The organism is Bacillus sp. IT-79MI2 (assembly GCF_949768135.1).
GTDB lineage: Bacteria > Bacillota > Bacilli > Bacillales > Bacillaceae_G > Bacillus_A > Bacillus_A pseudomycoides.
Window position 1 is genome coordinate 135,446 of record NZ_CATKPV010000139.1, and the last position, 15,355, is coordinate 150,800.

Annotated in this window: 15 protein-coding genes and 4 pseudogenes; 12 read left to right on the forward strand and 7 right to left on the reverse strand. The window is 33.0% G+C overall.

Annotated elements, in window-relative coordinates; translation table 11 throughout:
* Positions 1-76: 76 nt before the first annotated feature.
* The 4 genes from ACM6HU_RS28140 to ACM6HU_RS28155 all read left to right on the forward strand — a co-directional run bounded on the left by ACM6HU_RS28140 (position 77) and on the right by ACM6HU_RS28155 (position 3,158).
* Positions 77-1,540, forward strand: a complete 1,464-nt coding sequence (locus tag ACM6HU_RS28140) for an amino acid permease (protein ID WP_016115297.1) — start codon at positions 77-79, stop codon at positions 1,538-1,540.
* Positions 1,541-1,676: 136 nt separating this feature from the next.
* A complete protein-coding gene (locus tag ACM6HU_RS28145) occupies positions 1,677-2,249 on the forward strand; it encodes a GNAT family N-acetyltransferase (RefSeq protein ID WP_414848564.1) in 573 nt (190 codons plus the stop codon).
* On the forward strand, positions 2,246-2,755 hold the full coding sequence (locus ACM6HU_RS28150; RefSeq protein ID WP_414848565.1) for a GNAT family N-acetyltransferase: 510 nt from the start codon (positions 2,246-2,248) through the stop codon (positions 2,753-2,755). Before ACM6HU_RS28145 ends, ACM6HU_RS28150 begins: the two co-directional genes overlap by 4 nt.
* A gap of 97 nt (positions 2,756-2,852) precedes the next feature.
* Positions 2,853-3,158 (forward strand): iron-sulfur cluster biosynthesis family protein, encoded by a 306-nt coding sequence (locus tag ACM6HU_RS28155; protein WP_016115301.1) that lies wholly within the window; start codon positions 2,853-2,855, stop codon positions 3,156-3,158.
* 139 nt (positions 3,159-3,297) lie between these two features.
* Here ACM6HU_RS28155 and ACM6HU_RS28160 read toward each other — a convergent pair whose 3' ends face one another.
* Positions 3,298-3,420: a hypothetical protein gene (locus ACM6HU_RS28160; RefSeq protein WP_016115302.1), complete on the reverse strand. Its 123-nt coding sequence runs from the start codon at positions 3,418-3,420 to the stop codon at positions 3,298-3,300.
* 442 nt (positions 3,421-3,862) lie between these two features.
* On the opposite strand from ACM6HU_RS28160, the gene ACM6HU_RS28165 reads away from it, so the two are divergent.
* Both ACM6HU_RS28165 and ACM6HU_RS28170 read left to right on the forward strand, forming a co-directional pair.
* Entirely contained in the window at positions 3,863-4,252 is a 390-nt protein-coding gene (locus tag ACM6HU_RS28165) for a hypothetical protein (protein WP_414848566.1), read from the forward strand.
* Between the two features lie 412 nt (positions 4,253-4,664).
* Positions 4,665-5,369: an alpha/beta hydrolase gene (locus tag ACM6HU_RS28170; protein WP_033671245.1), complete on the forward strand. Its 705-nt coding sequence runs from the start codon at positions 4,665-4,667 to the stop codon at positions 5,367-5,369.
* Positions 5,370-5,642: 273 nt separating this feature from the next.
* On the opposite strand, the gene ACM6HU_RS28175 is transcribed toward ACM6HU_RS28170, so the two are convergent.
* Together ACM6HU_RS28175 and ACM6HU_RS28180 are read right to left on the reverse strand one after the other, a co-directional pair.
* On the reverse strand, positions 5,643-6,281 hold the full coding sequence (locus ACM6HU_RS28175) for a DUF3267 domain-containing protein (RefSeq protein ID WP_077294048.1): 639 nt from the start codon (positions 6,279-6,281) through the stop codon (positions 5,643-5,645).
* 55 nt (positions 6,282-6,336) lie between these two features.
* On the reverse strand, positions 6,337-6,516 hold the full coding sequence (locus ACM6HU_RS28180) for a DUF4083 family protein (protein ID WP_077294045.1): 180 nt from the start codon (positions 6,514-6,516) through the stop codon (positions 6,337-6,339).
* A gap of 442 nt (positions 6,517-6,958) precedes the next feature.
* On the opposite strand from ACM6HU_RS28180, the gene ACM6HU_RS28185 reads away from it, so the two are divergent.
* Entirely contained in the window at positions 6,959-7,396 is a 438-nt protein-coding gene (locus tag ACM6HU_RS28185) for a GNAT family N-acetyltransferase (RefSeq protein WP_016133043.1), read from the forward strand.
* 240 nt (positions 7,397-7,636) lie between these two features.
* On the opposite strand, the gene ACM6HU_RS28190 is transcribed toward ACM6HU_RS28185, so the two are convergent.
* A complete protein-coding gene (locus ACM6HU_RS28190; RefSeq protein ID WP_154214595.1) occupies positions 7,637-7,966 on the reverse strand; it encodes a hypothetical protein in 330 nt (109 codons plus the stop codon).
* Between ACM6HU_RS28190 and ACM6HU_RS28195 the strand changes: the two genes are divergently transcribed.
* Positions 7,959-8,564: a GNAT family N-acetyltransferase gene (locus ACM6HU_RS28195; RefSeq protein ID WP_414848567.1), complete on the forward strand. Its 606-nt coding sequence runs from the start codon at positions 7,959-7,961 to the stop codon at positions 8,562-8,564. The two genes, ACM6HU_RS28190 and ACM6HU_RS28195, sit on opposite strands and share 8 nt — an antisense overlap.
* 33 nt (positions 8,565-8,597) lie before the next feature.
* Positions 8,598-8,735, forward strand: a pseudogene (locus ACM6HU_RS28200) (cell wall hydrolase); the annotation flags it as partial.
* A 159-nt stretch (positions 8,736-8,894) separates the two neighbouring features.
* Here the strand turns inward: ACM6HU_RS28200 and colA are convergent.
* A pseudogene (gene colA, locus ACM6HU_RS28205) lies at positions 8,895-11,530 on the reverse strand (collagenase ColA).
* A 556-nt stretch (positions 11,531-12,086) separates the two neighbouring features.
* On the reverse strand, positions 12,087-12,392 hold the full coding sequence (locus ACM6HU_RS28210) for a WGxxGxxG family protein (RefSeq protein ID WP_016115310.1): 306 nt from the start codon (positions 12,390-12,392) through the stop codon (positions 12,087-12,089).
* Positions 12,393-12,730: 338 nt separating this feature from the next.
* Between ACM6HU_RS28210 and ACM6HU_RS28215 the strand changes: the two genes are divergently transcribed.
* The 3 genes and pseudogenes from ACM6HU_RS28215 to ACM6HU_RS28225 all read left to right on the forward strand — a co-directional run bounded on the left by ACM6HU_RS28215 (position 12,731) and on the right by ACM6HU_RS28225 (position 14,742).
* Positions 12,731-13,246: a DUF3231 family protein gene (locus ACM6HU_RS28215; protein ID WP_016115311.1), complete on the forward strand. Its 516-nt coding sequence runs from the start codon at positions 12,731-12,733 to the stop codon at positions 13,244-13,246.
* 216 nt (positions 13,247-13,462) lie between these two features.
* Positions 13,463-13,729: pseudogene (locus tag ACM6HU_RS28220) on the forward strand (HNH endonuclease); the annotation flags it as partial.
* A gap of 248 nt (positions 13,730-13,977) precedes the next feature.
* Positions 13,978-14,742: a class I SAM-dependent methyltransferase gene (locus ACM6HU_RS28225; protein WP_016133045.1), complete on the forward strand. Its 765-nt coding sequence runs from the start codon at positions 13,978-13,980 to the stop codon at positions 14,740-14,742.
* A gap of 59 nt (positions 14,743-14,801) precedes the next feature.
* Here ACM6HU_RS28225 and lepB read toward each other — a convergent pair.
* A pseudogene (gene lepB / locus ACM6HU_RS28230) lies at positions 14,802-15,323 on the reverse strand (signal peptidase I).
* Between the last annotated feature and the right edge of the window lie 32 nt (positions 15,324-15,355).

Here is a 15,355-nt window from a genome sequence, read left to right on the forward strand (position 1 = left end):
CGCCAAATTCCTTTGGCGGTTTTTTGTATTTTTCTCCCCGTTCCTTCCTAATCTTGCAAGAAAAGGAGTGTTGAACATGAATAGCGCAACGAATCAAGCTACCTCTAAAACTCAATCTACACAAGGACAAGGTGAATTAAGACGCGGGTTAAAATCTCGTCACCTTACAATGATTTCTCTTGGCGGTACAATTGGTACCGGACTCTTTCTTGCCAGCGGTGGTGTCATTCACACAGCAGGGCCTGGCGGAGCTCTCGTCGCATATGCGGCAATCGGAATTATGGTTTACTTTTTAATGACAAGCTTAGCCGAATTAGCAGCTTACATGCCTGTCACTGGATCTTTTAGCACATACGCGACAAAATTTGTCGATCCATCACTTGGATTTGCACTCGGCTGGAATTATTGGTATAACTGGGCAATTACCATTGCCGCTGAACTTGCAGCCGTAACATTAATTATGAAGTTTTGGTTCCCAAATACACCTTCCCTTATTTGGAGTGGCCTTTGTTTAGTCATTATGTTTCTTTTAAATTACTTATCTGTTAAAGGGTTTGGTGAAGCGGAATATTGGTTCGCACTTATTAAAGTAGCTACTGTTATTATCTTTTTAATCGTTGGATTTATGATGATTTTTGGTATTATGGGTGGCGAACCTGTTGGATTTAAAAACTTTACTGTTGCAGACGCACCATTTAACGGTGGTATTATGGCAATTATCGGTGTATTTATGGCTGCTGGTTTTTCATTCCAAGGAACTGAATTATTAGGTGTAGCTGCTGGTGAAACTGCCGATCCAGAGCGTAGCATTCCAAAAGCAATTCGCTCAATCTTTTGGCGTATTCTATTATTCTACATCTTTGCAATTCTTGTTATCGGTTTATTAATTCCGTATACAACTGAAAGTCTTGCAGCTAGCGATGTAACAGTAAGTCCATTTACACTTGTATTTGAAAAAGCAGGCGTTGCATTTGCCGCTTCTGTTATGAACGCAGTTATTTTAACTGCAGTTTTATCTGCTGGTAACTCAGGTATGTACGCATCAGCTCGTATGCTTTGGGATTTAGCAAGACAAGGAAAAGCACCGAAATTTTTAGGTAAATTAAATAGCCGCGGCGTACCTGTTAACGCGTTAATCGCAACTTCAGTAGTTGGCTGTGCCGCTTTCCTAGCTTCCTTATTTGGCGACGGTGTTGTATATATTTGGTTATTAAATGCATCTGGAATGTCCGGATTTATTGCATGGGTCGGAATTGCTATTAGTCATTATCGTTTCCGAAAAGCATATATTGCACAGGGAAAAGATTTAAATGATTTACCGTATAAAGCAAAATGGTTCCCATTTGGTCCAATCTTCGCATTTGCACTTTGTGTCATTGTCATTTTAGGACAAAATTACGGAGCATTTATAGGCGAGTCTATCGATTGGAATGGTGTACTTGTTTCCTATATCGGCTTACCTCTCTTCCTTGTGATGTGGTTAGGATATAAATTTACAAAGAAAACAAAAGTAATTCCTCTTGATAAATGTGAACTATAAGGTGATAAAAAATCAGCAAACACACTCATGTTTGCTGATTTTTTTATTAGAATGACTCTTTACATTCAAAGGATATGTTTATTTTATGTCGAATGATGTATTAGATGTAAGAAATTCAACATAAAGAAGGTGTGACATGTTTGTAAATTCTCAAATTGAAACAGAAAGATTACATATACGACCTTATAGGATCCACGATGCATCCGCCTTATACGAATTACAAAAACAACCTGAAGTAAACTTCTATATTCCAGAGCCCATTTATTCACTTAAAGAAATAGAAGATATTATCCACTGGAGCATCGAAATGAATAAAAAAAATTCCAAAAACCATATCGCTAAGTTTAATCTTTCTATTATAGAAAAATCTTCTCAAAAATTAATTGGCTATTGCGGATTAGGACCATCGGATTTCGAACCAACTTCAACTGAACTATATTACGCACTCTCTCGTGATATATGGGGAAAAGGTTATGCTACCGAAGCAACGTCTGCTCTTTTACAATATGGGTTCTCGGTAATTGGACTGGAAATGATCATCGCTTCTGTCTTTCCAGAAAACCAAAAATCTATTCATGTATTAGAAAAGCTTGGATTTCAATTTAAAGAAACTGTACAAAACTTAGAAGAGACACTCAAAGAGTATGAAGGTATGCTTTATTTTCACATTACGAAAGAGTTATTTCTACAAAAAGCGGTATTAAAATGAATATTATCTTAGAAACTGTTTCCACGGAACAAATGGAGATGTTTAAAAATTTTTATGCTCTATATTTACATGATTTATCCGAATTCTCCCCTACCCTTCATCCGAATGAAAATGGATTTTTTGAATTTGATGCTTTTGAACTTATTTGTAACCGAGATGAGCTTTCTCCTTACTTTATTAAATATGAAGAAAAATATGTCGGGTTTCTCCTATTCGCGAAATCACCATTCACAGCACCTGAAACAGATTTCTGTATTAATGATCTTTTTTTATTAAAAGCGTACCACGGAAAAAAGATAGCAGATCAAGCAATTTTAGAACTGTTAAAACAGCACAAAGGAACTTATTATGTAATGCAATTAAAAAACAATAAAACAGCGGTGAACTTTTGGAAAAAATTCTATCAAAAGAATGAGATAAAGTATCAAGAAGTTGAAAAAATAAGTGATGACGAGTTATGCTTAACACAAACATTTACAGTTCCATCCTTACTTTTCAAATCGTAATCCCCATACGCTTATCATTCATTGAGGCCCTTTACTTCCCTATTTCTTATGTTTTTGCAATAATAGAATGAGAAATATAAACAAAGGTTGGGATTCCATGAACATTCGCGTAACGGATGAAGCAAAAGCCGTATTACATAAATCAAACGCAAATAACAAAAACATCATACGTATTAGAGGTACAATGACAAATTCTTGTAGTATATTTGTTGATGTGGATTTAATTTTCGATGAGTATAATCCAAATGAAATCGCTTATGAAGATGAGCAACTTATTATTCAAATGGATGATTTTACAAAAGACTATATAGGAAATACATTAAAGCTTGATTATAAAATGACAGGTTTTAGTATTACGACTCCTAGCGAAACGCTTGTATATGGTTTATCAATTAAAAAATGAAGAGTCCCCCCTTGTTTCTTAACCGAAGCATGGGGGATTCTTCATTTTTACCTAATCTTATCAATATGCTTCCTTGAATTAAAGTTTAATAGAAAGCATCTGATAGACACACATTTACAGTAAACTAAAAGAATCGATTTTATTTACTTGTACGTTGAATGAAACCAACTTTTTTAGCTATTTGTTGAATAGAAAGTGAAGATAAGTAATTTTGAAGTTCTTGAGAGAATAGATTCATTTCATCTGAAATAGAAAACGCCATCCCTCCTATTCTCTTTTTCTCTCTTATTATCTAAATTACACCAAAAAAGTATTATTATAGGATAAAATAGAGTCAAAGGATATAATATTATATGCTTCTAATATGTGTGCAGAGATAATAAAGTTGTTTAATTTACAATAAAGTCATTTGAAAAATAATATAATTGTTTAAAAATCCTTCTTCCACTAACGGAGTAGATTAGCTCAATAAGGAATCAAAATAATGTATACAGATAATAAAGTTGTTTAATTTTTAATTTAAGATACTTCACTATCCTAAAAAATATAACAATAAAGTCGTTTGAAAATCTAAATTTTATTGAACAATCGCTCCCTATACTTAAGTAAGGATTGTACTTTTATAGCAACTTCTTTTCGTTTAAGTTATTTTCATAAAAATGTTAATATTAGTGAAAATAACTTATTAATAAGGGGACTACTAAATGACGAAAATTGAATTTGGGATTCTAAGTAGCGAAAAAGATGAAAAAGCAATTATTAAAAATATCAATGACTATTTAGCGTCTCTAAATAGAACATTATCCAAACAAAAAAACAAGAGTATGCTTGATGCTCGGCTTCCTTATATTTACAAACATTTTTATTGGAACCTAAATAAGGCTGAGAGAGTTTATTTCGAAATTTACCCTAACAAAGATATAGAAGGAAAATACAGATTCGAAACAAAGAAGAATTTAAACTGGATAATCTTTTTTAATAAACTAGATCTAGTAACGGGAGTTGAAAATCAGGAAAAATATATTAAAGATATATTAGAAGCTACCAAGTTTGAATTTCAATTCCTTAAAGAATCTCTTGAGAGCGTAGAATGACACTATTGAGGTTCAAGTTTCTTTAAAGGAGTTCCTCCATTAAATGGCTCGTTTGATGAATAGTATGACTAACATTTTTAAATGCCTTTATTATTTTTCAAATGACTTTATTGTAAATTAAACAACTTTATTTTTAACCCCGTCCTAAATTAGAACGGGGTATGCTTGTTTGAGCTTTTAAAATTAAATAACTTTATTTTCATTTCACAAATAAGAATTTGTAGCTTCTGAAGAAATGGAAAAAAGAAAGGTTTTAAATACAAAGTAGACTCTGTTATACAGGGGTAGAGAGATATTATAATTCATTTGTGATAAATTAGGAATAGTTTGATTTGTTTAAAACTGAGTAGAGGATTATAAAGTGTGTGCGGTTTTTTGCCAAGTCCTATATGTCTTATCCTTTGGAGGAAATATGCTTAAAGATAATTTTAAAATTAGTAATATTCCCACGGTTTTATGGGGAGATAAGAGTGAAAAAATTTTTATTGCAGTACATGGAAGTATGTCAAATAAGGAAGATGCAGTTATTGAAATATTAGCTGAAGAAGCCAATCAAAAAGGTTATCAAGTATTAAGCTTTGATTTACCTGAGCATGGAGAAAGAAAAAATGATAATACTCCTTGCAAAGTACAGTTTTGTGTTAGTGAATTATCTATAGTTATGAATTACGCAAAAGAACATTGGAAAGAAGTAAGCGTGTTTGCATGTAGTATGGGAGCTTATTTTAGCCTTTTAGCCTATCAAAATGATGTGTTAGAAAAGGCATTATTTTTATCACCAGTAGTTAACATGGAACGAATTATCGAAAATATGATGAAATGGTTTAATGTAACACCAGAGCTTTTGCAAAAAGAAATGACTATAGAAACACCTGTTGGTCAAAAGTTATATTGGGATTATTTATGCTATGTAAAAGAACATCCTATTAATACATGGAATACAGATACATATATTATGTATGGAGCCAAGGATGAACTGTGCGAATTTGAAACTATTAACTATTTTACAAAAAAACATCGTTGTGAATTAGAAGTCATGGAAACAGGTGAACATTACTTTCATACTGAAGAACAGTTAAAGATATTTGAACAGTGGTTACACAAACATATCGATTAACAAATTACAATTTATCTTGGGTGAATATATAAACTGATATTATATTTGACATTATAAATGTGATTCACTTAAACAAACAGGTGCTTTATTTCAATAAGAATTAAACAACTTTATTAATGATTTTTGAGTACAAATACCTTTAAATGTATAGAAATTAAACAACTTTAAAGAGCCTTACCACACACTAGATTGTAGCAAGGCTCTTCATAATTATCGGTATCGGAAGTTAAACAGAAAATAATATATATAGTCTCGTAAAAGTTTTTTGTGTCATTATATTTCAAGTGTTTGCGCTTTAACTTTTGTGCATTTCCAGTATGTCTTCGATCCGTTATTTCTTAAAATACCATTTGGAGGTACTTGTTTTAGTATTAGTAGGAGTGTAAGCATATCTACTGATGATGCCATTGAGTTCAACAGTATTAACCATTTTAAAGTTGTTGTCAATGCACCGAAAACACTTAATAGAAGCGGTGTTAGGATTGAAATGATAAAAAAAGGGGCGATTGTAATAAGCACAAATCTTGGTTTTGAAATCTCTTCTTCTGTTGCAACAAATCCTCCAAAGAAAGTGAGTCCAATCCATGTTTTTTCTGATTTAATGAAATTAGGGATAAAGATTAAATGAATTAACTCGTGAAGGATTACAAGAAAAATAATGAAAAGTAGGGATACTAAGTCGATGGTTATGAATACCCCCTCTGTTGTTAATCCAAACTCACGTAAAGATATATCGGAAAAAATATTGATCATCCCTATCGAAATGAGTGCATTTATAATCATAAAAGGAACAGACAGCAAAAGAGCGTTGACAAAATTTTTAGGTTCTTTCATCGGAGTCCAACCATCTTGTGTGAGCGTTATATCTAAAGTCTTATCCCCCTTTGGTACACTATTTCTTATTTTCACCATGTTTTTCACTCCTTTTATAAAATAAACAGCAAACCCCTCCTGTTTGGAGGGGGAGTCAATCTTTGTTTTGTTTTTCTAACAGTTGAATAACCCTATCTAATTTTTGCTCAACTGGATCTTGTTTTTTGCGATTGCTGGTATGCCGAATTATACGTATAATCCCCCCAAACATTGCACCGATGATCACTAAAATAATAGCAACTTCTATGTAATAAATAGAGTTTTCTAAAGGCATTATTTAGAACCTCCTTTTTCCCTATTTTACCATTTAAAAGAAGTGATATGTTGTTTGATTTTGGTTGTATATTCTATACATGTCAGGTTAACATAACGTCTCATTATCAGAAGTTCTCCTCACCAATAATTCCCGATTTATCAACATTCTTTGAAACATCCTCTTCACCTACGTATGTAGTTTCTTATTCATCTCATTATATTAGTGGTTAAAAGCAATCATTGTCTTTTTTCCTTTACTCCATATGTATAAAATTTCGCATAAACTAACGGCCAGCTTATGGGTTAATAATTAACTTACGGCCAATTTATGCTTCCAATTCCTTTGAATAATTTGATAATTATCTGCAAAAATAAGTGTTTTCTGGCCAACTTATAGGTAAAGTGACATTATAATAGGTAGAACCATTGATATATCAATATTAATAGAGGGGGATAATTATATGATTCGTGAAGCTGAACCAAAAGACAGTAATGTAATTGAAAATCTATATAAAAAATTAGCACCACATAGTAAAAACATTAAGGTTTTACCAGAAAGAATTGAGCAGATAAGGAATGATTCTAATAATTTCTTATTTGTTTATGAGGAAGATTGTAAAGTTAAAGGAAGTATATTTATGACGTTTTGTCTTGATCCTGGATATCAATTTAGACCGTATACCGTTCTAGAGTATGTAATTGTAAATGAAGATTTTCGAGGTAATGGGATAGGTAAAAAGTTACTAAAACATGTAGAACGGCTATCAATTGCAAGGGGATCCACAAGAATTATCTTATTAAGCAGTACAACTAGAATAGAAGCACATAAATTCTTTGCTAAAAATGGTTATAATGGAACTATAAGTAAGGGCTTCAAGAAGTATATACCAATTAATTAAGTTTTATATATAAGAACCATTCTTAGCTAAAGGAGTGGTTTTCTTAATTATCTTTAAATTAACTAACACAGTTTAAAAGAAGTCATCGTAAAGAAAAGAAAATAAGCATGTTGTGTCAATGATGCTTAATTTTTTCGTTATGGGGATAATTCAAAAGCTTAGCCTGATAGCGATGCGGTAGAACCCCTTTTTAAAGTTTTTCATGAAATTATTTGTGTATAAAGGTTATAATCGAACTGGTTAAACCATCGAACTATTTTTAAAGGCTTCTACGCCCTTTATATCTGAACTGCGGTATATGTGATAAGCAGGATGATGTGTATCCACATATAAATCAAATCCTAAAGCAACTGCTCTAATACAAAAATGCCTATCTTCACCCCCAAAAAAAAGATTTTTGATTGTTGAAAAATTAACTCCTACTTGTAGGGCCTTTCGACTAATAGGTGTGCAAGCGCCTAACCCTCCAACTTCATATACGCCTGGTATTCGCAATTGGTGTAGGAAAGAGAATATTTGCTCTCGGATTTCCTCATTAGACATCAAGGAGTGATATTGCTTTTTGTACATGGAATACTCATCCTCTATCCATACTTGGGGCATTTCAATTGTGCCTGGTTGCCAGGAAGTCCAAAATATATTACTGATGATATCTTTTTCTGCAGATATCAATTGTTTTAATGTGTTTGGGTGCAATAACGGAAACTACTTTAACATTGAAGATGTAATGGAGAGCCGGTTATTAATGAATGATGGAATACCATTTCCTCCTACCGAACGTGACCATGAAAAATTTCTTAATGAAGTAAGTTCTGATAAAGAGGATTACATGTTTGGGATTGAACTTAAAGATGAAAAAATCTTTATTGGGACAATAGCTGTTTACTTAGTGAACTGGAAGAATGGTACTTGTCACGTTGGCGTTTCAATAGGTCCTGAATATCAAGGGAAAGGTTATGGAACTGATTCAATGCAAATACTGGTTGACTTTATTTTCAATTATATGAATGTAAATAAAGTCAAGCTCCAAGTGTTTAGTTACAACAAAAGAGCTATCGCTTCTTATGAAAAATGCGGATTTTCCGTAGAAGGGAATTTAAAAGAAGAATTATTTAGGTTCGGTAGTTACCATGACATTCATATTATGGGGTTACTTGGAAAAGATTAGGAAAACGAGAAAGCTTAAATGATACTTCAAAAGGCAGTTGAAGAAGCAATTTCTACTAAAAGAGCTAATTCTGATTGACTTTATTTTTATAATCCAAAAACCTCTACTGACAAATGGATTACCACACGCCAAACTGTTACAGTAATCGGTAATCATGTGTTTGCTAAGTAAAGAAATTTGTTTTTCTAGTTTTGGTGCAACAAATACATAATTTTAAAAAGGAAACAGAAACTTCGTTCTGTGCACGACCAACATTCATCCCCTCCCTACCGCATGGACTATGTCCTGCACGCGCTTGAGGAAGGGGATGAATGTTGGATTACTGTTAAATTATTTTACCTCTACTGTATAATTCCCTGTTCCACCGCCATATTTATATACACTCAAGTAATATTTCCCTGGCTTCGCATTATAATTTCCAAGTAATTTATTTCCGTCACGTTTCGTTGCATATGCGGCATAATTATTTAAGTCTGATTCAGAATATAATACCCAATTCAGTCCAAGGTTCTGTTCATTCGTAACAGTAATCTGTAAATCTTTCGGATCCTTTACATCAATAACAAACCGGTCAACTTGATCTTGATCACTTAGGTTACCTCGTAATAACGTATTCAAAGATAGTGGATTCGCTTTATCAAATGTATCGTTCGGTTCTTTTTCTACAGTAGTATCTTCTTCTGTATTCACTCCGCTAAACACAACATCATATTCAAATTGTCCAGCGGCATTGACACGGTAATTCACGAAATAAGCAGTCAATGTTTTGTATCCGCTCCACTCTTTTTCGGAAAGATGTTTCAGCATATCATTTGTTGCTTGATTCATCGTTTTCCAGTCCTCTGTTTCTCCTTTTGACGCACTTCCTGTATATGTTCCTTGTAGTGTAAATGTATTAAAGAATTGTGATTTATTCTTTGTTACCTTCACATTGTTTAACTTTGCTTCATTTGTGATATCCGCTGCAACACCTGAAAGCGCTTTCGATTTATGCTCTGCTAAATAATCATCTGATACTTGCGGAATTGTATACTTATCACGATTATCAAAAAGCATTTGCATATAAGATTGGTAGTCTTCATTTAATTTATTGTCTTTACTTAATGCAGAGCGGTACGCATCGTAATTTGTTACATCATTTGCACGAATTAAATCATGCACTTTATCAAACATCTCAGGGCGATTATTATACATATAAGATTGCAATGCAAACGAATAGTTATAAAAATCCCATGTTCCATACTTCGCATTTAATGTTTGCTCTGCTGTGTATCGCTTAGCTGGATCATTAGATAATCCGCCAACTATACTTTTTCGCGGTACAACGCTATCTAATCGCGTTGAGCCTGCAAAGAACTCTGCATTTCCTTCTTCAAACCAAGTTAAGCGTTCATTTTGATACATATCACCTTGTCCCCATAATCCAGGAACTTCGTATCTTCCCTGTAAATAGTGTGTAAATTCATGACGGAATAATTCTTCTAAACTATAAATACTTTGCTGCGGTGTACGTTCATATGTAAAGAACGTTCCGATTCCTTCAATATAAATTCCGCCATTATTCGTTTCATAGCCGTACAATTGACGGTTAAATTGATATTCGTCCGGACTATTGTAGATGACCATTGTTAACACATCATCAGCATGTCCGTTTTCAAGCGGCTTATCGCTACCAACTGTACGATAAAATTGGGATCGCACTTCTTTTGCCGCCCAGTATAAACGTTTAATTTTCTCTTCACTAACTTTATCTCCCGCTTTAAAGACAATTGTTCCGTCATCAAACGTATACGTTTTCGGTAAATATTTCTTCTTACCATCTTCTCGAATTTGATCTAAATTTACTGTTTTTCCGTTCGCATCCACTCCACCATAATTTGTAGCAATTTGTTCTGCCGCAACAAAATATTGCTCTCCTAAATATGGATAAATCCGCATCGCTTCTGTAACAACTTGCTGTCCTTTTACCTGTGTACTATGAAGCTTACCAAATCGGCTAGCATAGTAAATTCCGTTATTAATTAACCATCCGTTTTTATCTGTTACCGTACCAATTAACGCAAAACGACTGATTTCATTAATAAAACTATCGATGTTTCGATACCACATCGTATCTTTTGGTTCCTTGCCCGTAGTATACATATACGACTGAACTTCATAATCAATTCCTTTCATCAAATCATATACAGCATTTCCTTTTGTGTAGTCTTCAATGAAAGTTGCAAGATTATCGTTGTATTGTTTGAAGATTTCACCGGCATATTGAATAACTTCAGCATCAGCTGATGCGTTTCCAATCAGCTTTCCATACGATGAAATAACTTTGTTTTGTTCCGATGTACCAAGTTTGAAATTTGGATTTTTTGCAATCGTTTTTAAAGCTGGTAAACATTTATCATGATAGCTACGCTCATTTAGTTTGCTTAATTCATCATGATAAAAACCTAAATAAAATGCCGCACGTAGAGCTTCTACTAATGTCTCAATTCCTTTTGAATCATCTTTCGTATAAGCTTGTCCTTGTTCTGCTAGTTTATCAATGATCGCTTGCATCCGGCTATCATCTTGATAGAATTTCAAACTATCATTATTAAACTGAAATAATTCCGGAATTTGATACCATTTAATTGTCACAAGAAGATCAGTTAATTGTTTGTTGCTTAATTGATTCAATTCAGCCATCGAATATTTTTTTCTTCAACTAGCTGTTTAGCATTCTCTTTTGGCGCTGGCGGACGCTGCGATAAGTCTGCTAACTTTAACCGTTTTGTATATGATGCATTTTCCTGTACGTTCGAAGGATGTGCCAACTCATCAACGGATTTCTGTATTCCTACCGGTTCCATTTGTAATACATTCTTCGTATTTTTCTCTTTTGTCTCTGCTTGAATTTGCATTCCATTACATGATATCGTAACAAGCCCAACCCCAAGCATCAGTTTATAAAATTTCGAGTATTTCGCCATGCTATTGCCCCCTTTTAATAGTTTAAAAATTCAGACTATTTTAGAGTAAGTCATTCAATCTGTCTATATTAAACAACTTTCCTATTGATACTAGTAAAATTAGTGAGATAATGGTAGGTCACTTTTTTACTGTTAATAATACACCCTACTTATTTCTTAAATCCATTCCCCCTTCCTTAAATTTAATACAAGCAAAAACTGTGCCAATGTTGCATCTTATGATTAGGAAACAACCCTTTATTAATACTGTATAATAAAATATACACAAACAATTTAATGATGTATAAATTATTTGACATGAGATTCTTCCTTTATAAAAACACTTCCGGTGAAAATTCATTTTGTTTCCTTTCTTAAGTTGATGGCTATATAGCACTATCCCATTACCATCAAGTTAAGAAATTCATTGTTTCCAATTAATAGTATCCGTTTTTATGTAATTGTTATTGATTTTGAAAAAATAAAAAATCGCCTTATTAAAGGCGATTCATAATTTATTCATTTTGCATTCTTTTGATAAATAAGTATCTTTTAAAGTTAAATGTAATGTTCTACATTAACGTCTTTCTGGTTCTTTTTCTTTTTTTCTAAGACCGAATAAACCGACTAGTCCTAATAAACCAAGCCACGCCCAATTATTATTACCATCACGATGATTATTCAAATCATTTGTTGTATTCACATTTCGAGTTCTAGTATCATAATTAACTCTATTCATGTTATTGTCATTAACTCGAGTTGTAATATTATTATTGTTAACTCTATCCGTGTTATATCCATCGTATTCAGCATGGACGCTTGTACTAAAAACCATAATAGTTAGTAATAGGGCACCTAAAATAGATGACAGTTTTTTCTTCATAGTTTTCCCTCCTTTCATATTCAGTAATGTCTCCAGTTCCTTTAGACAATATTCGTTTGAAAATATATAAAACCATTTGAATTGATATTATGATAAACATCTTTAACTTTTATTATTAAAAGTACTGATAATAATGGATCAAGTCAATTGCTTTATATTTATAAGAATAAATTTTTTATAACAGTATATCCTATGAGGGGTAATTACTATATTTGGGTAAGGTGTTCCTTATGAGTTATAAGAACTTATTTTCTTTAATCTGGAACATGGTTAGGAAAATTTTTTCTATAGTAAGCATTTTTGTTAAGAGTTTAATTTCTTTAAGGAGGAATATTTTAATGGGTATTTTAAGTGGAAATCCGCAAAATGAACCAATGCACTACGGCGAAGTCTTTGGGATTTGGAGTTATCTTGCAGCGGCACAGGGAGCAATTGCTGGATATCAAGTTCTTATTAACCACACAGGAGACGAGGATTTAAAGAAATTTTTAGAAAATCTTGTAGAGAATGATATCCAATCAGAAGTTGAAGAATTAAAAAATTTATTAAAATTAAATGGAGTTGCATTACCACCAGCACCTCCAGAAAGACCGGTTGCATCTATTGAAACGATTCCTCCTGGTGCTCGTATTAATGATGCGGAAATTGCAACTAAAGTTTCCATAGATCTTGCTGCTGGTTTAGTAGCATGTAGTCAAGCTATGGGACAATCTCTTCGAGAAGATGTTGGAATGATGTTTGGTCAATTTCATATGAAAAAAGCACAAGCTGGAGCTATATTGCTTCGTCTGAATAAGAAAAAAGGTTGGATTATTCCGCCTCCATTACATGTTCTACAATCAGATCAAGCATAATACCTAAATAAAAATTCAATTTATTCTTTATGGCTGTTGCAGTGAGGTTGTCTAGGAAAATAAAGACTATTAGTGAATTAAAATAAGTGGCAGAGACGTGAAAACACCTTAACCAAACGTAATGAAATATGAAGCACACAACATGACTTGTCTATTTTTGAAGACCGTTATCCGAAGGGGTAGCGGTTTTTACTTTGTTTAAGTGAGGTGGTAGTTATGGAAAAACAGAGTCTTATTAACTTGATTAAAGTTGATAAACTTATGAAGTTCTATAAATCTAAAGAGTGGCGGCAGCTGAGACTCAAGGCTTTGCAGCGTGACAACTATGAATGTTGTATGTGCAGAGACAAAGGAAAGTATCGTAAAACTGATTGTGTTCATTATATTAAAGAAGTAAAGGAACATCCAGAACTTGCACTAACCTTTGATAACCTCAAGTCTCTTTGTAATCAATGTCACAACGAAGTACATGATCGTTTAAAAAGTACCAAAAACAGCCGTTTATGGGACTTTATTTATTACCACTGTACAGCTACATCTATTTTATTTTTTACTTTTAGAAGGTATTATACCTGTAAAACTAGAAGGTAGAACAATATACTTTTGTCGGGAGTGATTTCATATGAAAATACTAGAACATGAAACGTAACAACCGTATATTGTAATTAGAGGTCCTCCTCCCGTTTATTATATTCACCCTATTTCGAATATAATAAACAGGAGGATTTAACATGAAGAATGATAAATTATTTTTCACCTTATTAGAAAATGCAAACGCAAGCTTTACTGGATGGGATTTTTCCTTTATTACAGAAACTGGTCGTATGAAGAGTCAATTACTTTCTTGGTCCTACGGTAGCATGGCCTTTTCCCTTATTCAAAACACGAATTCTATGCTTGATATGGGAACAGGCGGTGGAGAATTCTTATCCATGTTAAGACCATTCCCTTCTTCTATTTATGCGACTGAAGGGTATTCTCCAAATATCCCATTAGCAAAAAAGAATTTAGAACCTTTAGGTGTAAAGGTTGTAGAAGTAACCAATGATGAGACTTTACCATTTGATGATGGACAATTCGATTTGATTTTAAATCAACACGAATCCTACTCTGTTTCCGAAGTAAAAAGGATCCTTTCTCCAAATGGCATCTTTCTTACGCAGCAAGTAGGTGGCTTAGATTGTGCGGAAATCAATGAAGCACTAGGGACACCACTCAATTCTGAATTTACAAATTGGAATTTAGAAACTGCTCTAAGTGAGCTCGAGCAACATGGTTTTAAAGTTTTAACATATAAAGAAGAGTTTCCCGTTCAAAGGTTTTATGATATCGGTGCTTTAGTCTATTATTTACAAGCAATTCCTTGGCAAGTTCCTGATTTTAAAACTGAAACATATGTAAATGAATTATACAAAATACATCAACTTATCCTACAAAAAGGGTATTTTGATGTGAAACAACACCGATTTTTTATTAAAACGATAAGAATATCATAATAAAAGAGTCCTAACAGGTATGCTCCATTACCTGTTAGGACTCTTTTTCGGATGAATTGTTATTCTAAAATCTTAGCTTTAGAAAAAGGATAATACACAAATTCTACTTTCCCTATAACACTAGATTAATCAATATACCCAAGACCATTCCGACTATCTTTACTATGAGAGCGGTTATCTCCCATTACAAAAAAAATTTTTGGAGGAATTCGCGTTTTTTTATACTCTAAAAATACTTCGGATTTATGAAATAACTCTCTATTTATATATTGCTCATCTTGTTCTTTATCATTTACATATAGTGTGCCATTTTCCATCTTTATTGTTTCGCCTGGTAGTCCAATTACTCTCTTCACATAATATTTAGAGTCGTCCGCGTTTTTTATCACAACTATCTCCCCATGTTGCAGAGGGGGGAAATGCGCAGCAACTTTATTTACAAACACATAATCTTCCTCTTGTAAGGTTGGCTGCATCGATTTCCCTTCTACTTTACACAATGTAAAAGACTGAATCATAACAATTATAACGAATACAAGCAAAATATGTTTGCCCCACTCTTTTCTAGTAATCTGCTCCATGACTTTCCTTCATCCCCTAAAATACCTCACTG

Bases quoted from the DNA above. Each gene is read 5' to 3' on its own strand.
- ACM6HU_RS28140 (WP_016115297.1), top strand. From the start codon at position 77: ATGAATAGCGCAACGAATCAAGCTACCTCTAAAACTCAATCTACACAA.
- ACM6HU_RS28145 (WP_414848564.1), top strand. From the start codon at position 1,677: ATGTTTGTAAATTCTCAAATTGAAACAGAAAGATTACATATACGACCT.
- ACM6HU_RS28150 (WP_414848565.1), top strand. From the start codon at position 2,246: ATGAATATTATCTTAGAAACTGTTTCCACGGAACAAATGGAGATGTTT.
- ACM6HU_RS28155 (WP_016115301.1), top strand. From the start codon at position 2,853: ATGAACATTCGCGTAACGGATGAAGCAAAAGCCGTATTACATAAATCA.
- ACM6HU_RS28160 (WP_016115302.1), bottom strand. From the start codon at position 3,420: ATGGCGTTTTCTATTTCAGATGAAATGAATCTATTCTCTCAAGAACTT.
- ACM6HU_RS28165 (WP_414848566.1), top strand. From the start codon at position 3,863: ATGACGAAAATTGAATTTGGGATTCTAAGTAGCGAAAAAGATGAAAAA.
- ACM6HU_RS28170 (WP_033671245.1), top strand. From the start codon at position 4,665: ATGCTTAAAGATAATTTTAAAATTAGTAATATTCCCACGGTTTTATGG.
- ACM6HU_RS28175 (WP_077294048.1), bottom strand. From the start codon at position 6,281: ATGGTGAAAATAAGAAATAGTGTACCAAAGGGGGATAAGACTTTAGAT.
- ACM6HU_RS28180 (WP_077294045.1), bottom strand. From the start codon at position 6,516: ATGCCTTTAGAAAACTCTATTTATTACATAGAAGTTGCTATTATTTTA.
- ACM6HU_RS28185 (WP_016133043.1), top strand. From the start codon at position 6,959: ATGATTCGTGAAGCTGAACCAAAAGACAGTAATGTAATTGAAAATCTA.
- ACM6HU_RS28190 (WP_154214595.1), bottom strand. From the start codon at position 7,966: ATGTACAAAAAGCAATATCACTCCTTGATGTCTAATGAGGAAATCCGA.
- ACM6HU_RS28210 (WP_016115310.1), bottom strand. From the start codon at position 12,392: ATGAAGAAAAAACTGTCATCTATTTTAGGTGCCCTATTACTAACTATT.
- ACM6HU_RS28215 (WP_016115311.1), top strand. From the start codon at position 12,731: ATGGGTATTTTAAGTGGAAATCCGCAAAATGAACCAATGCACTACGGC.
- ACM6HU_RS28225 (WP_016133045.1), top strand. From the start codon at position 13,978: ATGAAGAATGATAAATTATTTTTCACCTTATTAGAAAATGCAAACGCA.